This window comes from Nocardioides sp. Root682 (assembly GCF_001427795.1).
Taxonomy (GTDB): Bacteria; Actinomycetota; Actinomycetes; order Propionibacteriales; family Nocardioidaceae; genus Nocardioides.
The window spans coordinates 1,398,356-1,417,107 of the sequence record NZ_LMHJ01000001.1; the positions used below are offsets into that span (position 1 = coordinate 1,398,356).

The window sequence follows — 18,752 nt, forward strand, 5'->3', positions numbered from 1 at the left end:
CGTCCGGTCAGTTCGCTGTTCCCCTGCTCCATACCTGTATTGGATCATGAGGTGGCGACACAACCACGGCCCGGAAACCCGCCTGTGGACAGGGGAAAGTCCCTTGACTGTGTGTGGAGAGTTCGTGGTCAGGGCCGGGGGTTTCGAGGCTCGCTGCGCTCGCACCTCAACCACCGGACCGGGTCCCGGACGTCAGTCGGGCAGCGTCTCGCCCAGCACACGGAGCGTGTTGCCGCCCATGATCGCGGCGACCTCGTTGTCCTCGTACCCACGGTTGACGAGCTCCTGGGTGATCGCAGCGAGCTCGCTGGTGTCCCAGCCGACGACGGTGGCGCCGTCGAAGTCACTGCCGAGCGCGGCGGTCTCGAGGCCGCCGAAGGCGACCACGTGGTCGATGGCGTCGACGACGGCCTTGGTCGTGCGAGCACAGATCGCCGCGTTCCAGTACCCGATGCCGATCACCCCACCAGTGGAGGCAACGCCCCGGATCTCCACGTCGGTGAGGTTCCGGTTGACCTCGCAGGTGGCCTGCACTCCCCCGTGGCTCACGACGACGGGCTTCGTCGCGAGGTCGAGCATCTCGGCGACGGCGGCGTGGCTGGCGTGGGCGAGGTCGACGATGACCCCGCGCCTCTCCATCTCGGCGAAGACGCGACGACCGAGGTCGGTGAGCCCACCCTTGTCGACACCGTGCATCGAGCCGGCGACCTCGTTGTCGAAGAAGTGGGTGAAGCCGGCCATCCGCATGCCGGCGTCGTAGAGCCTGTCGAGGTTGTCGAAGTCGCCTTCGAGGTTGTGCAGGCCCTCGACGGAGAACAGCCCACCGGTGACCTGCTTGCCGGCCTCACGGTCGGCGATCAGCCGCTCCAGGTCACCCTTCGAGCGGATCAGCACCAGCGACCCGCCGGACTCACGGGCGGCCTTGTCGAGCTTCTCTGCGTGGTAGAGCGACCGCTCCAGCAAGGACCCCCAGGTCCGGAACGGCTGGAGCTGCGCAATGGCCAGCAGCGTGATGTTGTCGCTCTCGTCGGTGTTGCTGTCGTAGTTCTGACCCTCGGGCGACTTCGACACCGACGAGAAGATCTGCAGTGCGACGTTGCCGTCCTCGAGGCGCGGCAGGTCCATGTGACCGCGACCTGCCCGATCCAGGAGGTCCCGGTCCCACATCAAGGTGTCGGAATGCATGTCGACGACCTGGAGCGAGTCGTGCAGCGCCTGCGTCTCAGCGCTGACCTCGGGCAGGTCCACGGGCACGACGCGATTGCGCAGGCTCTCGATCTTTCCGGGCGCGACCGTGAAGAAGCCGGTCGCACCGATCGCCACGATCAGGACGACGGACAGCGTGGCGATCTTCACCCAGCGGCGCTTGACCCAACCCATCCGGCGGACGCTAGCAGCCCCTCCGCCCGTCGTACGACGTCCAGCGGTACGTCGGAGTGCGAGTCGGTCGCGGACACGGGCTCCCCCGCCACCCGGGCGAGCGGAACGTACCCGCCCCACACCCCGGCGGCCACGTCCTCGGGTTCGTCGACCGGGTCGCCGGCACGGGCCTTCATCGAGGCCTCGGCGAGCGGGATCGCCAGCACGGCCGTGGCGGCGAGCTCCTTGCGCGTGCTCGGGCGCAGCGTGGCCGAGCGGCCGGGGATCATGTGGTCGACGATCAGGTCGAGCGCGTGCTGACGCTCCGTCTCGTCATCCACGACCCGCGCCGCCCCGATGACGACGGCCGAGCGGTAGTTCATCGAGTGGTGGAAGGCGGAGCGACCCGCCACGAGACCGTCGACCTCCGTCACCGTGACGCAGACCGTGGCCCCCTGCGCCTGGCGCAGCCACCCGGCCGCAACGGACCCGTGCACGTAGAGGGTCCCTCCTGCATCCGGACCAGAGGCATCGACCGCGTAGGCGGCCGGGAGCACCAGCGGGTGGTCGCCGACGGTGACACCGATGTGCGCGACCAGTCCGTCCACGAGGAACCGGTGCAGCTCGGAGCGGTCGGAGACCATCCGGTTGCGGCCGCGGGTCACGGTCGTGCGCGGTGTGGGCGACAGGGGCAGTTCGGTGCTCATGGGTTCTAGACTGACGGCAAAGTGGCCCGCTTGCACGGGCCACTGAGCCACCATTCAGACAGGACACTCACCATGGCCGCCACCCTCGCCGTCGTCCTGGACCGCGACGACCGACGGCCTCTGGGCAGACAGCTCGCCGACCAGATCCGGCGCCAGGTGACCGACGGCCGGCTCGCCTCGGGGGACCGCCTGCCGAGCAGCCGGGCGCTGGCCACCGAGCTCGGCGTCGCGCGCGCCGTCACCGAGGTGGCCTACGGCCAGCTCGTCGCCGAGGGCTGGCTCGAAGGTCGCCACGGATCCGGCACCTACGTCTCCGCGAGCGCCCCCGCGACGGCGCCACCACGCCCCAGCCGCCACCGGCCCCCACCGGGCAAACCGCTGATCCGTCTCGACGCGGGCACCCCGTGGATCGACCCGCGGTACGCCGCCCTGTGGCGTCGCGCCTGGCGCGACGTCTCCACCGCCCGCCCGCCGAGCGGGTACGACGACCCGCGCGGGCTCCCGGAGCTCCGCATCGAGATCGCTGCGCGGCTGGGCCGGATCCGCGGCCTGGACTGCGATCCCGACGAAGTCCTGGTCACCGCGGGAACCACCGACGGGCTGCGGCACCTCCTCGGGGTGCTGCCGCCAGGCGGGGTCACGGTCGACGACCCGGGCTACCGGGCAGCCGTCGCGACGATCCGCCTCGCGGGTCGCGAGGTGGTCGACGTACCAGCGCTCGGGCCGCCGCCCGACGCCACCACGCTCACCACCTGTGCCGCCGCGTACGTCACGCCGGCCCACCAGCACCCGCTCGGCCCCACCCTGTCCGGCAGCGCCCGCCTCTCCCTGCTCGACGCGAGCCGGAGGACCGGAGCGCTGGTCATCGAGGACGACTACGACTCGGAGTTCCGCTACGACGTCGCACCCGTGCCCGCCCTCGCCTCGCTCGACCGCACCCGCGTCGCCTACCTCGGCACTGCGAGCAAGGCCGTCGCGCCGAGCATGCGGCTCGGCTGGATGGTGCCACCGCCGGAGCTCCTCGAGCCGCTCAACCAGATGCGCGCCGTCACGCACGACACGGCATCCTGGCCCGTGCAGCGCGCGTACCTCTCCCTGCTCCGCGACGGGTACGTCGACAAGGTGGTCCGCTCCGCCCGCCGTGTCTACGCCGAGCGGAGCGAGCGGGTGGCCGCCGCGCTCGCGCCGTACGCCCGCAGCAGCGGGCCGATCGCCGGCATGTACGCCACCCTCGAGCTCCCACGGCGCCAGGCAGGAGCCGCCCACGCCTCCGCCCGCAAGCAGGGGTACGACGTCCCCCTGCTCGCCGACTACTGCCGGTCAGACACCCGGCACGGCCTGGTGATCGGGTTCGGCGGGTGCACCGACGCCCAGCTCGACGAGGCGCTCGCCGCGGTTGTGCGCGGACTGGCCGACGTGCGGCAGACTCGGCTCCCATGACCGCGCGTGTGATCGTCCTCGCCGGACCCTCGGGATCGGGCAAGTCGCGGCTGGCAGAGCGCCTGGAGAGGGCGCACGGCTGGCCGACGTTGCGGCTCGACGACTTCTACCGCGACGGCGACGAGCCGGACCTCCCCCGGATCACCGAGGGCGCCAATGCCGGCATCGTCGACTGGGACCACCCGGGCACGTGGCATCGCGACGACGCCCTCACCGCCCTGCGCGAGCTCTGTGCGACCGGCGCGACCGAGGTCCCGGTCTACTCGATCGCCGAGAGCAGGCGCACGGGCACGCACCGCCTCGACCTGGCCGGCGCCACGCGCTTCTGCGCCGAGGGGATCTTCGCGGCCGAGGTCGTCGAGGAGTGCCGCCGGACCGGGATGCTCGCGGCGGCGTACTGCATCACCCAGCACCCGGTCGTCACCTTCTGGCGACGGCTCACCCGCGACCTCCACGAGCACCGCAAGCCACCCCTGGTCCTGCTCCGCCGCGGGCTGGCGCTCGCCCGCGCCCAGCGGCAGGTCGTACGACGCGCGGTCGCCGTCGGCTGCCGCGTCGCCACGGGTGACCGCGCCTTCGCCGACCTCCGCGACCCGGAGGGCGACCATGCGCTGGCCAGCTGACCTCGACCCGTCGACCCTCAAGCAGCCCGACCCGCGCAGCTGCGGCGCGGCCAGTGCGCTGGCGGCAAAGGCGCTGCTGACCGACTGGCGCCCGGTCGACGGCGCCGACGGAGCGAACGAGATCAAGAACGAGCACCGGCTGCTCACCTCCGCGACCAGCGCGCGCGACCGCTTCCAGGTGCCGTGGCCCAGGGCCCTCGGCACGCCCCCGTGGGCGATCGTGAACCTGCTCCGGGTGCTGACCGGCCAGCACATCGCGACCGTGTTCGCGCGGCCGCGTCCCGCGCTCGCCTACGAGATCGTCCGCGAACAGCTCGCGACCCGTCCCGTCGTGGTCTACATCGGCAGCCGCTGGCTCCCCCGCCACGTCATCCTCGCCGTCGCCAACCTGGACGGCGCGATCCAGGTCTTCGACCCCGCGCGCGGTCGGTTGGTCCGGGTGCTGGAGGAGAAGTGGCTCGACAACGACTTCGATGTCGCCGGGTGGAGCCACGTCTGGTTCGTGGCCTGAGGGTCTCGAGACGCTTGCTGCGCAAGCTCCTCGACCAACGGGCTAACGGTGGGCGGCGTACCAGGGCTTGATGGTCTCGGTGATCAAGCGGTACCGCTCGTCGTACGGGATGAAGGCGGACTTCATCGCGTTGACGGTCAGCCACTCCATCTCGGCCAGCCCGTAGCCGAAGGTCTCGGCCAGCAGGCCGAACTCCTGGCTCAGCGACGTACGGCTCATCAGCCGGTTGTCGGTGTTGACCGTGACCCGGAACCGCAAAGACGCGAGCAGCTTGATCGGGTGCTCGGCCAGCGACGCGGTGGCACCGGTCTGGACGTTCGAGGACGGGCACATCTCGAGCGGGATTCTCTTGTCCCGGACGTACGACGCCAGCCGCCCCAGCACCGGAGTGCCGTCGTCGTCCACCGAGATGTCCTCCACGATCCGCACGCCGTGGCCGAGGCGATCGGCACCGCACCACTGGACGGCTTCCCAGATCGACGGCAGGCCGAAGCCCTCGCCGGCGTGGATGGTGAAGTGCGAGTTCTCACGCTGGAGGTACTCGAACGCGTCGATGAAACGGGTGGGAGGGAATCCCGCCTCCGGGCCGGCGATGTCGAAGCCGGCGACACCGCGGTCACGCCACTGGATCGCGAGCTCCGCGATCTCCATGGCGCGCGCCGCCTGGCGCATCGCGGTCAACAGGTGGCGGACGATGATCGAGCCGCCCGCGGCGGCCATGCCCTCCTCGAAACCCTTCTGCACGGCGGCGACGACGTCGGCCAGGTCGAGCCCGGCCTCGACGTGGAGCTCGGGTGCGTAGCGGATCTCGGCGTAGACGACACCGTCCGCTGCGAGGTCCTCGACGCACTCGCGCGCGACGCGGGTCAGCGCATCGGCCGTCTGCATCACGCCGACCGTGTGGGCGAACGTCTCGAGGTAGCGCTCCAGCGAACCCGAGTCGGCGGCCTCCGCGAACCACGCCGCCAGCGCATCCGCGTTGGACTCGGGCAGCTCGTGGCCGACCTCGACCGCGAGCTCGAGGATGGTCGCGGGACGCAGTCCACCGTCGAGGTGGTCGTGCAGCAGCACCTTCGGCGCCGCGCGCAGCAGATCAGTCGTCAAGGCACTCGTCGGTTGCATGAACCATTCCTACCCGACGCGGTCGATCACGAGGGGCCTGGATTCGTGCGCGGTGCCGGGAGCCGCGACGTCGTACCCGCCCTCGAGGGAAGCCAGCGCTCGGTCGAAGCGCTCAGGAGTGTCGGTCAGCAGGGTGAACAAGGGAGCGCCCGCCGTCACGGTGTCACCAGGTCGCGCATGCCAGACCACACCGGCGCCGGCCTGCACCGGATCCTCCTTGCGCGCGCGCCCGGCACCGAGGCGCCAGGCAGCCAGGCCGACTGCCATCGCGTCGAGTCGAGTGAGCACGCCATCCGCCGGAGCAACCACCACGTGCGACTCCCGGGCCACCGGCAGCACTGCCGAGGGATCGCCGCCCTGCGCGCTGATCATCGAACGCCACGCATCCATCGCGGAGCCGTCGGCCAGCTTCTGCGCGGGGTCGATGTCGGGTCGGCCGGCGGCAGCGAGCATCTCGCGGGCCAGCGCCACCGTCAGCTCGACGACGTCCGCGGGGCCGCCACCGGCGAGCACCTCGATCGACTCGGTGACCTCGATGGCGTTGCCGGCGGTGAAGCCGAGCGGGGTGTCCATGTCGGTGAGCAGCGCGACGGTGTTCACACCGGCGTCCTTGCCCAGCGCCACCATCACTTCAGCCAGCTCACGGGCGCGATCCACCGACTTCATGAAGGCGCCGCTGCCGACCTTCACGTCGAGCACCAGCGCACCGGTGCCCTCGGCGATCTTCTTGCTCATGATCGAGGAGGCGATCAACGGGATCGCCTCGACGGTGCCGGTCACGTCGCGCAGGGCGTAGAGCTTCTTGTCGGCCGGCGCGAGGCCTTCGCCCGCGGCACAGATGACCGCACCGGTGCCCTCGAGCTGCGCCAGCATCTCCTCGTTGGAGAGCAGCGCGCGCCAACCGGGGATCGACTCGAGCTTGTCGAGAGTGCCGCCCGTGTGGCCGAGTCCGCGACCGGACAGCTGGGGCACTGCCACACCGCAGGCGGCCACGAGAGGAGCCAGCGGCAAGGTGATCTTGTCGCCGACGCCACCGGTGGAGTGCTTGTCCGCAGTGGGGCGCGAGAGGGACGAGAAGTCCATCCGCTCGCCGGATGCGATCATCGCCGCGGTCCAGTCGGCGATCTCGCGACGGTCCATGCCGTTGAGCAGGATCGCCATCGCCAACGACGACATCTGTTCGTCCGCAACCGCTCCGCGGGTGTACGCATCGACCATCCAGTCGATCTGACTCGTGGAGAGGGTGCCGCCGTCACGCTTGGCGATGATCACCTCGACGGCATCGTGGGTTCCGGCCATGCCCGCACCCTACGGCCCCGCGCCAGCGCCATCAGCGGGACCGCGGACGGGGCCGCGGACGGGCCGCAGATGGGATTCAATGGCCTTCGTGCCACCCACGACCCCACCCGCGTCGGGAGAGCTCGCCCTGCTCTTCACCGACATCGAGGGGTCGACCCAGCTCGCGCAGGCCCTCGGACCGCAGTGGCCGGCCACACTGCGGTTGCACCGCGAGCTCAGCCGCGCCGCGTTCCAGCAGTACGACGGCCACGAGGTCGACACCGCTGGCGACGGCTTCTTCGTGGTGTTCGTCGACCGCGAACGTGCGGTCGGTGCCGCCATCGCAGCGCAACGGGCCCTGACCGCCGCGTCGTGGCCGACGGATGCGACCGTCCGGGTGCGGATGGGCCTGCACCACGGGCACGTGGAGTCCTACGACGGTGGCTACGTCGGCTACGAGGTGCACCGGGCGGCGCGGATCACCGCGGCGGCGCACGGCGGACAGGTCCTGGCGTCGGACGCGATCGTCCGTGGGCTGCAGGTCCCCAGGGAGCAGGGCCTGGCTGCGGTCGACCTCGGACAGCACCGCCTCAAGGACCTCCGCGCACCCGAGCAGCTCTTCCAGCTGAAGGCACCAGGCATCGAGACCGCGTTCCCGCCGGTCCGGGCCCTCGCCGGAGCCGAGCTGGTGTCGGCTGCCGACCTCCCCACGACCACCCTCGGCGGCGTCGAGGTGGCGCCGGCCGTCCTCGGCCTGCCGGACGGCCGTCGGCTGATGTTGACGTCCTCCGGCCTGAGGATCGGGCGCGTCACCCGCAACGACCTCGTGCTCGCCGACCCGTCGGTCAGCCGCCACCACTGCGCCATCAGCGCCACCAAGCGGGGGTTCGTGGTCACCGACCTGCAGTCGACCCACGGCACCCACGTGAACGACGATCGGCTCGAGGCGTCGCGCCTGCTCGTGGACGGCGACGTGCTGCGCGTCGGCGACACGAAGATCAGCTTCACGTGGCCCGGTTGATCGACGAGCCCGAGGCGCCTGCCTGAGGGAGCTGAGGGATCAGGCGAGGTTCTCCGGGCCGAAGGCCTGCGGCAGCACCTGGTCCATGGTCAGCACACCTTCGGGGGTGAGCACCTCGAGCGGCGCTCCCCCGGCTTCCCACAGCAGCTGTCGGCAGCGGCCGCACGGCATGATCACCGCACCCGAGCCGTTGACGCAGACGAAGTGCGTCAGCCGACCTCCGCCGGTCGCGTGCAGCTGGGAGACGAGTCCGCACTCGGCGCAGAGCGTCACGCCGTACGCGGCGTTCTCGACGTTGCACCCCACCAGCAGGCGCCCGTCGTCAGCCAGGGCCGCAGCGCCGACGTGATAGTTGGAGTACGGCGCGTAGGCGTGCGAGGAGATCTCGATCGCAGCTGCTTGCAGGGCGTCCCAGTCGACCACCCGGCCAACCTAGCGCCCCACCTCCCGCGCGCACGAGGATCTTCGGTCCCGGCGCCGGTGCACCACAAGAAATGGTCCCAAGTTGGTAACCGTTTCATCCAAGGTCCTTCCCGCGGGCCAACCGGTGGGTGAGGATGCACCGGAGCACCACACACGTACATCCCCTGCCCAGCCTCAGCGGCGGGCGTCGATCTGGAGGACATTTGTGAAGACCTGGAAGAGGACGTCGGCGGCCGCAGCCGTGGCACTCATGGCGAGCGCGGCCCTGGCCGCATGTGGCGATGCACCCGACGAGAAGGCCGACGAGAAGAGCGACTTCCTCCCCTGCATCCTCTCGGACGCGGGCGGGTTCAACGACAAGTCGTTCAACCAGCTCAGCTACGAAGGCGTGAAGGACGCGGCCAAGGAGCTCAACAGCGACTACAAGGAGTTCGAGTCCAAGAACGAGAACGACTACGCCGGTGCTCTCGACGGCTTCGTCACCGCTGGCTGCGACGCCATCGTGACGGTCGGCTTCGCCCTGTCCGCTGCCACTGTCGAGTCCGCGAAGGCCAACCCGGACATCGAGTACATCCTCATCGACGACGCGGCCGACAACGACTTCAACGGCACGAAGGACGCCGACAACATCAAGCCGATCCTGTACGACACGGCACAGGCGGCGTTCCTCGCCGGCTACGCGGCCGCTGACTACACCAAGACCGGCGTCGTCGGCACGTACGGTGGCCAGCCGTTCCCGACCGTGACGATCTTCATGGACGGCTTCAAGCAGGGCGTGGAGTACTACGCCAAGGAGAAGGGCAAGGACGTCAAGCTCGTCGGCTGGGAGGGCGGCGACAAGGGCGTCTTCACCGGTGGCTTCGACGCCAACGAGAAGGCGACCAACACCGCCAAGCAGATCCTCGACCAGAACGCCGACATCATCCTGCCGGTGGGTGGCCCGATCTACCAGGGTGCGCTGACCGCCATCGCCGACTCGGGCAAGGACATCGCCCTCGTCGGCGTGGACGCCGACTTCTTCGAGACCGACCCGAAGACGCAGGACGTCATCTTCACCTCGATCCTCAAGAACATGAAGACGTCCACGATCGAGGCCGTCGTCGCCGCCGGCAACGACAAGTTCGACGCCAACGCCTACGTCGGCACGCTCGAGAACGACGGAGTCGGCATCGCGCCGTTCCACAACTTCGAGAGCAAGATCTCCGACACCCTCCAGGGTGAGCTCGACACGGTGAAGGCCGGCATCATCGACGGGTCGATCCCGGTGACGTCGTACCTCAACAAGTAACCCCGAGCAGCACCGCACGACAGGCTCCAGGGGAGGTCGGCCACAGGGCCGGCCTCCCCCGGTCTGTTCTTCACCACCACCGTCTTCACCGCCAGATTCATGGCGAGTTCACTGGTATCTGTCCATCCGCTCGGCAAGGATCCCGTCATGACGCTTGAACTGCGGGGCATCACGAAGCGATTCGGCCCCCTGGTCGCCAACGACCGGATCTCGCTCACCGTCGAGGAAGGTGAGATCCACGCGCTCCTCGGCGAGAACGGCGCGGGCAAGTCCACCTTGATGAACGTGCTCTACGGCCTCTACCAGGCCGACGAGGGCGAGATCGTCCTCGACGGCGTGCCGATGACGTTCGCCGGTCCCGGGGACGCGATGGCCGCCGGCATCGGCATGGTCCACCAGCACTTCATGCTGATCCCCGTCTTCACGGTCGCCGAGAACGTCATGCTCGGCAACGAGTCCACCGGGTTCGCCGGAAAGCTCGACATCGACGCCGCCCGTGAGCGGGTCCGCGAGATCTCGGCCCGGTTCGGCTTCGACGTCGACCCCGATGCGCTCATCGAGACGCTGCCCGTCGGCGTCCAGCAGCGGGTCGAGATCATCAAGGCCCTCTCCCGCGACGCGCGGGTCCTCGTCTTCGACGAGCCGACCGCCGTCCTCACCCCGCAGGAGACCGATGAGCTGATGGCGATCATGCGCCAGCTCAAGGAGTCCGGCACCTCCATCGTCTTCATCAGCCACAAGCTCCGCGAGGTCCGCGCGATCGCCGACCGGATCACGGTCATCCGGCGGGGCGCGGTCGTCGGCGAGTCCAGTCCCACCGCGACCAATGCGGAGCTTGCTGCCCTCATGGTCGGGCGCCCGGTCGAGCTCACGGTCCACAAGGACCCCGCGAAGCCCGGGGCCGACGCTCTGGTCGTCCGCGACCTCCAGGTCACCGACGCCACCGGACACGTCCACCTCGACAGCATCAGCTTCTCCATCGCGACCGGCGAGGTCCTCGGCGTCGCCGGGGTCCAGGGCAACGGCCAGACCGAGCTGACCGAGGCGCTGCTCGGCCTGCAGGCGCACGTCAAGGGATCCATCGAGCTCGACGGCCACCAGCTGGTCGGGCGATCGGTCCGCAAGGTGCTCGACGCCGGCGTCGGCTTCATCCCCGAGGACCGCCAGGCCGACGGCCTGGTCGAGGACTTCACCCTCGCCGAGAACCTGATGCTCAACCGCAGCCACGGCAAGCCGTTCGTCCGCTTCGGCACGATCCGCCGCAAGATGCTGGAGACGTTCGCGAGCGAGAAGCTCGTCGAGTACGACGTCCGCGCCCGTGGCATCGAGTCGACCGCCGGTCAGCTCTCCGGAGGCAACCAGCAGAAGGTCGTCGTGGCCCGCGAGCTGTCGCGCGACCTGCGTCTGCTCGTCGCCGCGCAACCGACCCGCGGCGTGGACGTCGGGTCCATCGAGTTCATCCACAAGCAGGTGGTCGCGACCCGCGACTCCGGCGTCCCCGTGCTGCTGGTCTCCACCGAGCTGGACGAGATCGCCGCCCTGTCCGACCGGATCATGGTCCTGTACCGCGGAAAGGTCATCGGCATCGTGCCCGCAGACACCCCCAGGGAGACCCTCGGCCTGATGATGGCCGGCGAGCGACCCGAAGGGGTCGTGGCATGAGGCGCGGGAAGAAGGGCGTGCCGGAGCAGCCGGAGACCCCCGAGAGCACGCCCGAGACCCCCGAGGCTCCGGAAGTCCCCGAACCCACGGCAGCCGACGACGTCGTACCGGAGAAGGAAGAAGGGTCCCCCAGCCAGTGGCAGGGCGTCCTGCGCGAGATCGCGATGGGCCACGCGCTGGTCTCGGTGCTGTCGGTCTTCCTCGCCGTGGTGGTCGGATCACTGATGATCCTGTTGACCGACGAGGACGTGCGCACCGCCGCCAGCTACATCGGTGCCCGACCCGGTGACTTCTTCACCGCCGTGCAGGAGGCCATCTCCGGCGCCTACGGCGCGCTGTTCCGCGGCGCGATCTACAACTCCGACGCGGAGCTGTTCGAGACGAAGATCCGGCCGATCACCGAGACCCTGAAGTACTCCGGTCCGCTGATCCTCGCCGGACTCGGCGTCGGCCTCGCGTTCCGCGCCGGGCTGTTCAACATCGGCGGCCGCGGCCAGATGCTTCTCGCCGGTGCCGCCGCTGGCTGGGTCGCCGTGAGCGTCGACCTGCCGATCGCGCTGCACCTGCCGCTGGCCGTCCTCGCTGGAGCCCTGGCCGGCGCGCTGTGGGCCGGCATCGCCGGCGTCCTCAAGGCCAAGAGCGGTGCCCACGAGGTGATCGTCACGATCATGCTCAACTACGTCGGCTACTACCTCGTCTTCTACGCGCTCTCCCAGCAGAGCTGGCTCCAGGCGCCCGGTTCGGGCAACCCGAAGTCCGAGGCCATGCCGGAGTCGGCGATCCTGCCCAAGCTCCTCGGCGACAAGTTCAACCTCCACCTCGGCTTCGTCATGGCGCTGGTGGCCGTGGTCTTCGTGTGGTGGCTGCTCAACAAGTCGGCGATGGGCTTCCGGTTCCGGGCCGTCGGCGAGAACCCCGACGCGGCCCGTGCCTCGGGCATCAACGTCGGGCGCACCTACACCACCGTGATGCTGATCGCAGGCGCCCTCGTCGGACTGGCCGGCGTCAACCAGGTCCTCGGCACCGCCACCAGCGGCGTGACGGTCGACCTCGACGCCGGCATCGGCTTCGACGCCATCACCGTCGCCCTGCTCGGCCGGTCCCGACCACTCGGCATCCTCGCCGCCGGCATCCTGTTCGGCGCACTGAAGGCCGGCGGCTTCGCCATGTCGGCCTCCGAGGGCATCCCGATCGAGATCGTGCTCGTCGTCCAGTCCCTGATCGTCCTCTTCATCGCCGCCCCGCCACTGGTGCGAGCGCTGTTCCGGCTGCCGAAGGAGGCGACCGCATGAGCACCCCGGTCAAGGTTCCCGTGCCGATCGACGACGACATCCCCGTCACTGGGATGCGGGGCGCGCTCAAGGCCCCGATCGTCCTCGGCGTCGTCACGATGCTGGTGTCGCTCCTCGTCGCGCTCAAGTCCCGCCAGGGCGACACGACGTTCCGTCTCGCCACCGACACCGACCTGTTCGAGCTGCCCGAGATCACCGTCCCCTCGACGCCCTCGGTCACCACGATCGTCATCCTGCTCGCCCTGTGCACCGTGGCCTCCGCGTTCCTGGTGAGCCGCGGTCGTCGTACTCCCCTGTGGCTGGTGGCGCTGTTCTCGGTGCTCGCCATGACCGGCTTCCTCTGCTGGGCCGCGGCGGGTGCCGCCGTTCCCGTGATCGGCCTCCTCGGTGGCTCCATCGCGCTCGCCGTGCCCCTCGTGTTCGGGGCGCTCGGCGGCGTCCTCGGCGAACGGGCCGGCGTCGTCAACATCGCCATCGACGGCCAGCTGCTGTTCGGCGCGTTCGCGGCGGCGATGTTCGGCACGATCGTCGGCTCTCCGTGGGGCGGACTGGCGGCCGCGATGTGCGCCGGAGCCCTCGTCGCGCTGGTGCTGAGCTTCTTCGCCATCACCTACTTCGTCGACCAGGTGATCGTCGGCGTGGTGCTCAACGTGCTGGTGATCGGGCTGACGAGCTTCCTGTTCGGCCAGATCCTTGCCGAGAACCCGGAGGGCCTGAACAGCCCGCCGCATTTCGAGCGCATCCCGATCCCGCTGCTCGGCGAGGTTCCCGTCATCGGGCCGGTGCTGTTCCGCCAGACGATCCTCGTCTACCTCATGTACTTCGCGGTCTTCGCAGTCGCCTGGGCGCTGTACCGCACCCGCTGGGGCCTTCGGGTCCGCGCCGTCGGCGAGCACCCGAAGGCGGCCGACACCGTCGGCATCAAGGTCAACCGCACCCGGTACACCACGATGCTGATCGCCGGCCTGGTCGCCGGAGCCGGTGGCGCGACGTACACGCTGGTCTCGGTCCCCCAGTTCGGGGAGGAGATGACCGACGGTGCCGGATACATCGCGCTCGCCGCGGTGATCTTCGGCCGGTGGGACCCGGTGCGGGCCACCCTGGCCGCGCTGCTGTTCGGCTTCGCGACGAACCTGTCGGGCGTGCTGTCGGTGATCGGGTCGCCGGTGCCCAGCCAGTTCATGCTGATGCTGCCGTACGTCGTCACGATCATCGCCGTCGCCGGCCTGGTCGGACACTCGCGCGCGCCCGCCGCGGACGGGATCGCGTACCGGAAAGGCTGACCCGTCTCGATACGCGGCTCGCTAGCGCTCGCCGCTACTCGACGACCTTGTGCCGAGCGCGTTGAGGGCCACGCCGGCCATCATCCGCGCACCGAAACCGACCGCCTGCTCGTCCACCAGGAAGTCGCCCTGGTGGAGGTCGTAGCGCGCGCCACCCGGCGTACGCGTGCCGAGGCGGAACATCGCGCCCGGGACCTGCTCGAGGTACCACCCGAAGTCCTCGCCGCCGAGGCTCTGCTCGACCTCCTTGCGGTGGTGGAGACCGAGGAGCTCGTCAGCGACCGACGCGATCATCGCGACGCTGAGCCGGTCGTTGACCACGGGCGGGACACCCTGAAGGTAGTCGACGGTGGCGGTGACGCCGTAGGGGCGCACGATGTCGATGACCGCCTCGCGGACCACCGCCTCGCACGAGGCCCAGGCCTCCGCCTCGAGGATCCGGACGGTGCCGCTCGCCATGCCGTGGTCAGGGATGACGTTGGGTGCCGACCCGGCCCGGAGCACGCCCCAGACGACGCTGACGCCGGCCCGGGGATCCATCCGGCGGCTCAGCACCGCGGGGAGCTCGCTGGCGACCTTGGCCAGCGCGAAGGTCAGGTCCCCGGTCAGGTGGGGCCGCGAGGTGTGGCCGCCGTTGCCCTCGAGGCGTACCTCGATCCGGTCGGCCGCGCTGGTGATCGGGCCCGTCCGCAGGCCGATCGCGCCGACATCGACCGAGGGGTCGCAGTGCAGGGCGAAGATCCGGTCGACGTCGTCGAGAGCGCCGTGGTTGATGAGGTGCTTGGCGCCGCCGGGCATGACCTCCTCGGCGGGCTGGAACAGCAGCCGCACTCCACCCCGCAGGAGGCCCTGCTGGTGCACCTCGCCGAGGGCGTGGGCGGCGCCCACGAGCGCTGCGGTGTGGACGTCGTGGCCGCACGAGTGGGCCACGCCGACGTTCTCGCTGCGCCACGCGTCGGTGGTCAGGTCGTCGACGGGCAGGGCGTCGAGATCGGCACGCAGGGCGACCCGCGGGCCGCTGGGGCCGATGTCGGCGAGGATGCCGCTGCGGGGCATCCGGGTGACCTGCCAGCCCGCACGGTCGAGGTGCTCGCCCACGACGTCCATCGTGCGCTGCTCGTGCCACGAGAGCTCCGGGTGCCGGTGGAGGTCGCGCCGCAGCTCGACCAGCTCGCCGTCGTACTTCTCGACGACGGAGGCGGCGAGCGCCAACAGGTCGGAGGTGTCCACCATCAGACCAGCCTATGCCGTCGTTCAGCTCGGGGAGGTCACTCTGTCCACGAACTCGACCTTGGTGATGTCTTCGCCGATGCGGCAGCGCCATCTGCTGGTGATCTCGACCCCGCGCTGGCCAGCCGGAGGCAGGAGGTACGCGCCGCGTGAGCCGAGTCCGCGCCCGCCTCCGCGTCGGTTCGCCACGACGGGCAGCTCGCCCGTCGCGGGCTGTCCGTCCACCCGGACCTCGGAGTTGCCGGCCATCGCGGTCGGCCGGCAGACCTGCCCGCCCGAGCGGATCTGGTCGGCACGGAGCCAGGTCTGTGCGGTCACGACCACCCACGTTGCATCGGCCGTCCGCTTCGACGCCCAGCCGAGGCCCTCGACGTACGGGTAGGCCCAGAGGGCGTAGCGACACGTGCGCGAGGAACCTTCGGGCGTGTCCGCACCCTGCTCGCCACAGGACTCCAGGTCGGTGCGGGTGCTCGCCTCGTAGAGCCCGGCTGCCTCCCCCGTCTCCCGATGACCGGCCGCGTCGACGCTCTGCTGCACGCCGTCAAACCCGATCTCCAGCGCCGGCTCGGCATCCGGCGCCTTCGCCACTTCGAGGTACGACGCCTCGGGGACGTCGCTGAAGGGAACCGGATAGGACTGGTCGGCGAGCACCACCGCCAGCGTGGTCAGGTCGGCAGGGTCGAGGTCCGGATCCTGGGGCGCGTCCGCGGGCGTTCCCTCGAGGTCGGCGTAGTCGACCTGCACGGGCAGGAACGCCCGGTCGTCCGCCGCCTCCAGTGGCTGACCGCCGACCACCTCGTCGCCGGGGATCCTGCTGACGGGCTTGCCGATCGTCACGCTCACCTTGCCGGTCGGCAGCTGTGCCCACAACGTCGTCCCCGTCACCTGCGCGGGCCGCGCGTCGGCCAGTCGCCCGCCGTCGTCCTCGCGGGTGCACCCCGCGCCGATCGACGCCAGGACCGCGACCGCCAGACCGGCGGCGGCCGCCCCTCTGCGCCTCACAGAAGGGGGGTGACTCGGTCGGGGTCGTTGATGTTCTGGTCCTCGACCTTCTTCTCGATGTTGCGGTAGTGCTCGCTGATCCCCTCGTCGGTCCTGCCGATGTCGCGCGCCGCGTCCTCGAGCTTGGTGCCCGCGTCCTCGAGGTCCTTCGACAAGGTCATCAGCAGCGTGGAGGTGCGGGTCTGCAGCGCGCTGAACTCGGCCCACGCGCCGGTGGGGGCGAGGCCGATGTCGGTGTCGCGCCGGAAGCCGTCGTCCGCAGTGACCGTGAGGTAGCCCTCGGCCTGGCGCAGGTCGGCGGCGACCGAGGGAAGCCAGAGCTCGGTGATCTGGGCGATGGTGTCCTTGTTCACCGTGACGCCCTGGTGCGTGCTGAGCACCTCTCCGTTGGGTGCGGAGTTCAGCCCCGGCGTCGAGAGCTCGCAGTCGCCACTGTCGGCGAAGGACTTCGCCGACTTCAGGAAGTCCCTGATCCCGATCTCCTGCACCTGGATCTGGTCGTCCAGGGCGGTCAGGGCGTCCTCGAGCTTGGTGAAGACCTTGTCGGGGTGGTCCGCCCCGAGCGGCAGGTCCTTGAACGAGGTGTCGGCCTGCTTCGCGCTCTCCACACCAGCACCGATGGCGGCTGCTGCGCTGATCGCCCCGAACAGGACGACCGATCCGCCGAGGGTCGGCACGGAGGCGAGGGCGGACCCCAGCGCACCCACGACGGTCAGCGCCAGCACCAGGTCGGTATCGGGTCCGCCGTCAGGCCCTGAGGACTTCATCGCGTCCCAGGCGTCGTGCTCGAACTTCGAGAGGTCGTCCGCGGCGCGACCCCAGACCTCGCCCTGCGCCCGGCTGGCCACGGCCAGCGCGGACACGAGCATGTCCTGGGCCTGGACGGTCGTCGGCAACTGGTTGGCGTAGTAGTCCGCGAAGGCCTTGGCGTACTTCCCGTTGAGCTGACCGGTGCGGGTCTTGATCCGCTCCAGGTCGCCTGCGAGGCGGGTGTTGACGCTGTCGACGGAGTCGCCCGTGGCCTGCGGGTTGTCCGGGTCGATGCTCAGCTCGCGCGCAGCCCAGTCGAGCAGGGCCGCCGACGTGTACCGGCTCGGGAGGTTCTGCCACTTGGTGAACAGGCCCTCGATCTTCGGCGGCCACTTGTCGAACGCCGCCTTCGCCTCGTACACCAGCGTGTCCTTGCTGATGTCCGAGAGCGCGCCGGCCGCGTCGGAGGAGTACTCCCCGGAGTACGTGTTGAACTCGACGGTCGCGAAGCTCACGACGTACTGGTTCGACGCGTTGATCTCGCGCTTGACCGTGTAGTCGCCGGTCGACTCCCAGTTGCCGTGCATCAGCTCGGCCTTGGTCGCCGCTGCCGCGATCAGGCTGCTGTAGGACCCGACGGAACTTCCTCCGCCACCACCGTCTGCAATCTGCACGTTCCACTCCCGAGGTCGACGTCGACTTGATGCTGTAGTTGCCTGGTTGTTGCTTCCCGATCGTGCCCGCGGCAAACCGCTGTCAGGTCACCGATCGCCGTCGTACGCCGCCAGGATCCGGTCGGCAGCGAGCGGCGCCGTCAGCTCTCCGGCCAGCACAGCCGCGCGAATCTCGTCCTGCACCGCCCGGACTGCCTGGCTGTGGCGGAGCCGCTGGGCGAGCTCGTCGCGCACCAGTGCCCAGGTGAAGTCCAGCTGTTGCTCGGCCCGCTTGCGCGCGAGACCATCGGTGCCGAGGTGCTCGCGGTGCAGCTGGACCTGGTCCCAGACCTCGTCGACACGGGTGCCGGTCAGGCCGGAGCAGGTGACGACGGGCGGCGCCCACTCCCCGTGCCCGCGGACCAGGCGCAGCGCGCCGGCCAGCTCGCGCGCGGCGCCGCGCGCCTCCATCTCGCGGTCGCCGTCAGCCTTGTTGACCGCGATGACGTCCGCGAGCTCGAGGATGCCCTTCTTGATGCCCTGCAGCTGGTCGCCGGTGCGGGCCAGGGTCAGGAACAGGAACGTGTCGACCATCCCGGCGACGGTCACCTCGGACTGGCCGACGCCGACGGTCTCGACCAGCACGACGTCGTACCCGGCGGACTCGAGGACCGCCATCGACTGGGTGGTCGCCCGGGCCACGCCACCCAGGGTGCCGGCCGAGGGCGACGGCCTGATGAAGGCGTTCGGGTCCGCTGCCAGCTGGGACATCCGGGTCTTGTCGCCGAGCACGGACCCACCGGTTCGCACGCTCGACGGGTCGACTGCCAGCACGCCGACCTTGTGGCCCGCTGCCGTCAGCTGGCTGCCCAGGGCCTCGATGAAGGTGGACTTCCCGACCCCCGGCACTCCGGAGATCCCCACCCGCGTCGCCGACCTGGGGTTCGCCACCGCCGAGTCGCCGGTCTCCGCCAACCGGGTCAGCAGCTCTCGGGCCGCCTCCCGGTGCCGCGGCGCCGTCGACTCGACCAACGTGATGGCCCGAGCCATCTGCGCGCGGCTACCCGAACGAATGCCCTCGAGGAGGGTCTCGACAAGCTCGGCCACC

The 18,752-nt window shown here is 70.2% G+C and carries 17 protein-coding genes; 8 read left to right on the plus strand and 9 right to left on the minus strand.

The window, feature by feature from the left end; translation table 11 throughout:
* Positions 1-192: 192 nt before the first annotated feature.
* Both ASD84_RS06650 and ASD84_RS06655 read right to left on the minus strand, forming a co-directional pair.
* On the minus strand, positions 193-1,380 hold the full coding sequence (locus tag ASD84_RS06650; protein ID WP_056708088.1) for a dipeptidase: 1,188 nt from the start codon (positions 1,378-1,380) through the stop codon (positions 193-195).
* Positions 1,353-2,066 carry a pyridoxamine 5'-phosphate oxidase family protein gene (locus tag ASD84_RS06655; protein WP_056708090.1) on the minus strand — a complete coding sequence of 238 codons (714 nt, stop codon included), beginning with the start codon at positions 2,064-2,066 and terminating at the stop codon, positions 1,353-1,355. Before ASD84_RS06655 ends, ASD84_RS06650 begins: the two co-directional genes overlap by 28 nt.
* A 72-nt stretch (positions 2,067-2,138) precedes the next feature.
* Between ASD84_RS06655 and ASD84_RS06660 the strand changes: the two genes are divergently transcribed.
* The 3 genes from ASD84_RS06660 to ASD84_RS06670 are packed head-to-tail and all read left to right on the plus strand — an operon-like array spanning position 2,139 to position 4,640.
* Positions 2,139-3,506, plus strand: coding sequence for a PLP-dependent aminotransferase family protein (locus ASD84_RS06660; RefSeq protein ID WP_056708091.1), 1,368 nt, complete (start codon positions 2,139-2,141; stop codon positions 3,504-3,506).
* The gene (locus tag ASD84_RS06665; RefSeq protein WP_056708094.1) at positions 3,503-4,129 is read left to right on the plus strand and encodes an AAA family ATPase; all 627 of its coding nucleotides are present in this window, start codon (positions 3,503-3,505) and stop codon (positions 4,127-4,129) included. Before ASD84_RS06660 ends, ASD84_RS06665 begins: the two co-directional genes overlap by 4 nt.
* Complete coding sequence (locus ASD84_RS06670) at positions 4,113-4,640, plus strand: hypothetical protein (RefSeq protein ID WP_056708096.1); 528 nt, start codon at positions 4,113-4,115, stop codon at positions 4,638-4,640. The genes ASD84_RS06665 and ASD84_RS06670 overlap by 17 nt, the downstream gene beginning before the upstream one ends.
* Before the next feature lie 42 nt (positions 4,641-4,682).
* Here ASD84_RS06670 and ASD84_RS06675 read toward each other — a convergent pair whose 3' ends face one another.
* Both ASD84_RS06675 and ASD84_RS06680 read right to left on the minus strand, forming a co-directional pair.
* Entirely contained in the window at positions 4,683-5,762 is a 1,080-nt protein-coding gene (locus tag ASD84_RS06675; protein WP_056708099.1) for an adenosine deaminase, read from the minus strand.
* A gap of 9 nt (positions 5,763-5,771) precedes the next feature.
* Positions 5,772-7,061, minus strand: a complete 1,290-nt coding sequence (locus ASD84_RS06680) for a thymidine phosphorylase (RefSeq protein WP_056708101.1) — start codon at positions 7,059-7,061, stop codon at positions 5,772-5,774.
* 88 nt (positions 7,062-7,149) lie between these two features.
* On the opposite strand from ASD84_RS06680, the gene ASD84_RS06685 reads away from it, so the two are divergent.
* Positions 7,150-8,061, plus strand: coding sequence for an adenylate/guanylate cyclase domain-containing protein (locus tag ASD84_RS06685; RefSeq protein WP_162251498.1), 912 nt, complete (start codon positions 7,150-7,152; stop codon positions 8,059-8,061).
* Between the two features lie 39 nt (positions 8,062-8,100).
* On the opposite strand, the gene ASD84_RS06690 is transcribed toward ASD84_RS06685, so the two are convergent.
* Positions 8,101-8,484, minus strand: coding sequence for a cytidine deaminase (locus ASD84_RS06690; protein ID WP_056708104.1), 384 nt, complete (start codon positions 8,482-8,484; stop codon positions 8,101-8,103).
* A 205-nt stretch (positions 8,485-8,689) separates the two neighbouring features.
* Here ASD84_RS06690 and ASD84_RS06695 point away from each other — a divergent pair, with 205 nt between their 5' ends.
* The 4 genes from ASD84_RS06695 (at position 8,690) to ASD84_RS06710 (ending at position 14,009) form a co-directional block, all read left to right on the plus strand.
* Positions 8,690-9,772 (plus strand): BMP family lipoprotein, encoded by a 1,083-nt coding sequence (locus ASD84_RS06695; protein WP_235531004.1) that lies wholly within the window; start codon positions 8,690-8,692, stop codon positions 9,770-9,772.
* A gap of 99 nt (positions 9,773-9,871) precedes the next feature.
* Positions 9,872-11,434, plus strand: a complete 1,563-nt coding sequence (locus ASD84_RS06700; protein ID WP_200954452.1) for an ABC transporter ATP-binding protein — start codon at positions 9,872-9,874, stop codon at positions 11,432-11,434.
* Positions 11,431-12,726 carry an ABC transporter permease gene (locus tag ASD84_RS06705; RefSeq protein ID WP_082573194.1) on the plus strand — a complete coding sequence of 432 codons (1,296 nt, stop codon included), beginning with the start codon at positions 11,431-11,433 and terminating at the stop codon, positions 12,724-12,726. The genes ASD84_RS06700 and ASD84_RS06705 overlap by 4 nt, the downstream gene beginning before the upstream one ends.
* Complete coding sequence (locus tag ASD84_RS06710) at positions 12,723-14,009, plus strand: ABC transporter permease (RefSeq protein ID WP_056708113.1); 1,287 nt, start codon at positions 12,723-12,725, stop codon at positions 14,007-14,009. Before ASD84_RS06705 ends, ASD84_RS06710 begins: the two co-directional genes overlap by 4 nt.
* Positions 14,010-14,030: 21 nt before the next feature.
* Here ASD84_RS06710 and ASD84_RS06715 read toward each other — a convergent pair whose 3' ends face one another.
* The 4 genes from ASD84_RS06715 to meaB all read right to left on the minus strand — a co-directional run bounded on the left by ASD84_RS06715 (position 14,031) and on the right by meaB (position 18,751).
* Entirely contained in the window at positions 14,031-15,242 is a 1,212-nt protein-coding gene (locus ASD84_RS06715; RefSeq protein WP_056708119.1) for an amidohydrolase, read from the minus strand.
* Positions 15,243-15,263: 21 nt separating this feature from the next.
* Positions 15,264-16,241: a hypothetical protein gene (locus ASD84_RS06720; RefSeq protein WP_056708122.1), complete on the minus strand. Its 978-nt coding sequence runs from the start codon at positions 16,239-16,241 to the stop codon at positions 15,264-15,266.
* Positions 16,238-17,665 (minus strand): hypothetical protein, encoded by a 1,428-nt coding sequence (locus tag ASD84_RS06725; RefSeq protein WP_056708125.1) that lies wholly within the window; start codon positions 17,663-17,665, stop codon positions 16,238-16,240. Before ASD84_RS06725 ends, ASD84_RS06720 begins: the two co-directional genes overlap by 4 nt.
* A gap of 87 nt (positions 17,666-17,752) precedes the next feature.
* Positions 17,753-18,751 (minus strand): methylmalonyl Co-A mutase-associated GTPase MeaB, encoded by a 999-nt coding sequence (meaB, locus tag ASD84_RS06730; protein WP_056708129.1) that lies wholly within the window; start codon positions 18,749-18,751, stop codon positions 17,753-17,755.
* Position 18,752: the final 1 nt, after the last annotated feature.

What these genes read in the sequence shown, in the direction of transcription:
- ASD84_RS06680 (WP_056708101.1), bottom strand. Translation starts at nt 7,061, where the DNA reads ATGGCCGGAACCCACGATGCCGTCGAGGTGATCATCGCCAAGCGTGAC.
- ASD84_RS06710 (WP_056708113.1), top strand. Translation starts at nt 12,723, where the DNA reads ATGAGCACCCCGGTCAAGGTTCCCGTGCCGATCGACGACGACATCCCC.
- ASD84_RS06660 (WP_056708091.1), top strand. Translation starts at nt 2,139, where the DNA reads ATGGCCGCCACCCTCGCCGTCGTCCTGGACCGCGACGACCGACGGCCT.
- ASD84_RS06665 (WP_056708094.1), top strand. Translation starts at nt 3,503, where the DNA reads ATGACCGCGCGTGTGATCGTCCTCGCCGGACCCTCGGGATCGGGCAAG.
- ASD84_RS06675 (WP_056708099.1), bottom strand. Translation starts at nt 5,762, where the DNA reads ATGCAACCGACGAGTGCCTTGACGACTGATCTGCTGCGCGCGGCGCCG.
- ASD84_RS06700 (WP_200954452.1), top strand. Translation starts at nt 9,872, where the DNA reads ATGGCGAGTTCACTGGTATCTGTCCATCCGCTCGGCAAGGATCCCGTC.
- ASD84_RS06705 (WP_082573194.1), top strand. Translation starts at nt 11,431, where the DNA reads ATGAGGCGCGGGAAGAAGGGCGTGCCGGAGCAGCCGGAGACCCCCGAG.
- ASD84_RS06650 (WP_056708088.1), bottom strand. Translation starts at nt 1,380, where the DNA reads ATGGGTTGGGTCAAGCGCCGCTGGGTGAAGATCGCCACGCTGTCCGTC.
- ASD84_RS06715 (WP_056708119.1), bottom strand. Translation starts at nt 15,242, where the DNA reads ATGGTGGACACCTCCGACCTGTTGGCGCTCGCCGCCTCCGTCGTCGAG.
- ASD84_RS06655 (WP_056708090.1), bottom strand. Translation starts at nt 2,066, where the DNA reads ATGAGCACCGAACTGCCCCTGTCGCCCACACCGCGCACGACCGTGACC.
- ASD84_RS06670 (WP_056708096.1), top strand. Translation starts at nt 4,113, where the DNA reads ATGCGCTGGCCAGCTGACCTCGACCCGTCGACCCTCAAGCAGCCCGAC.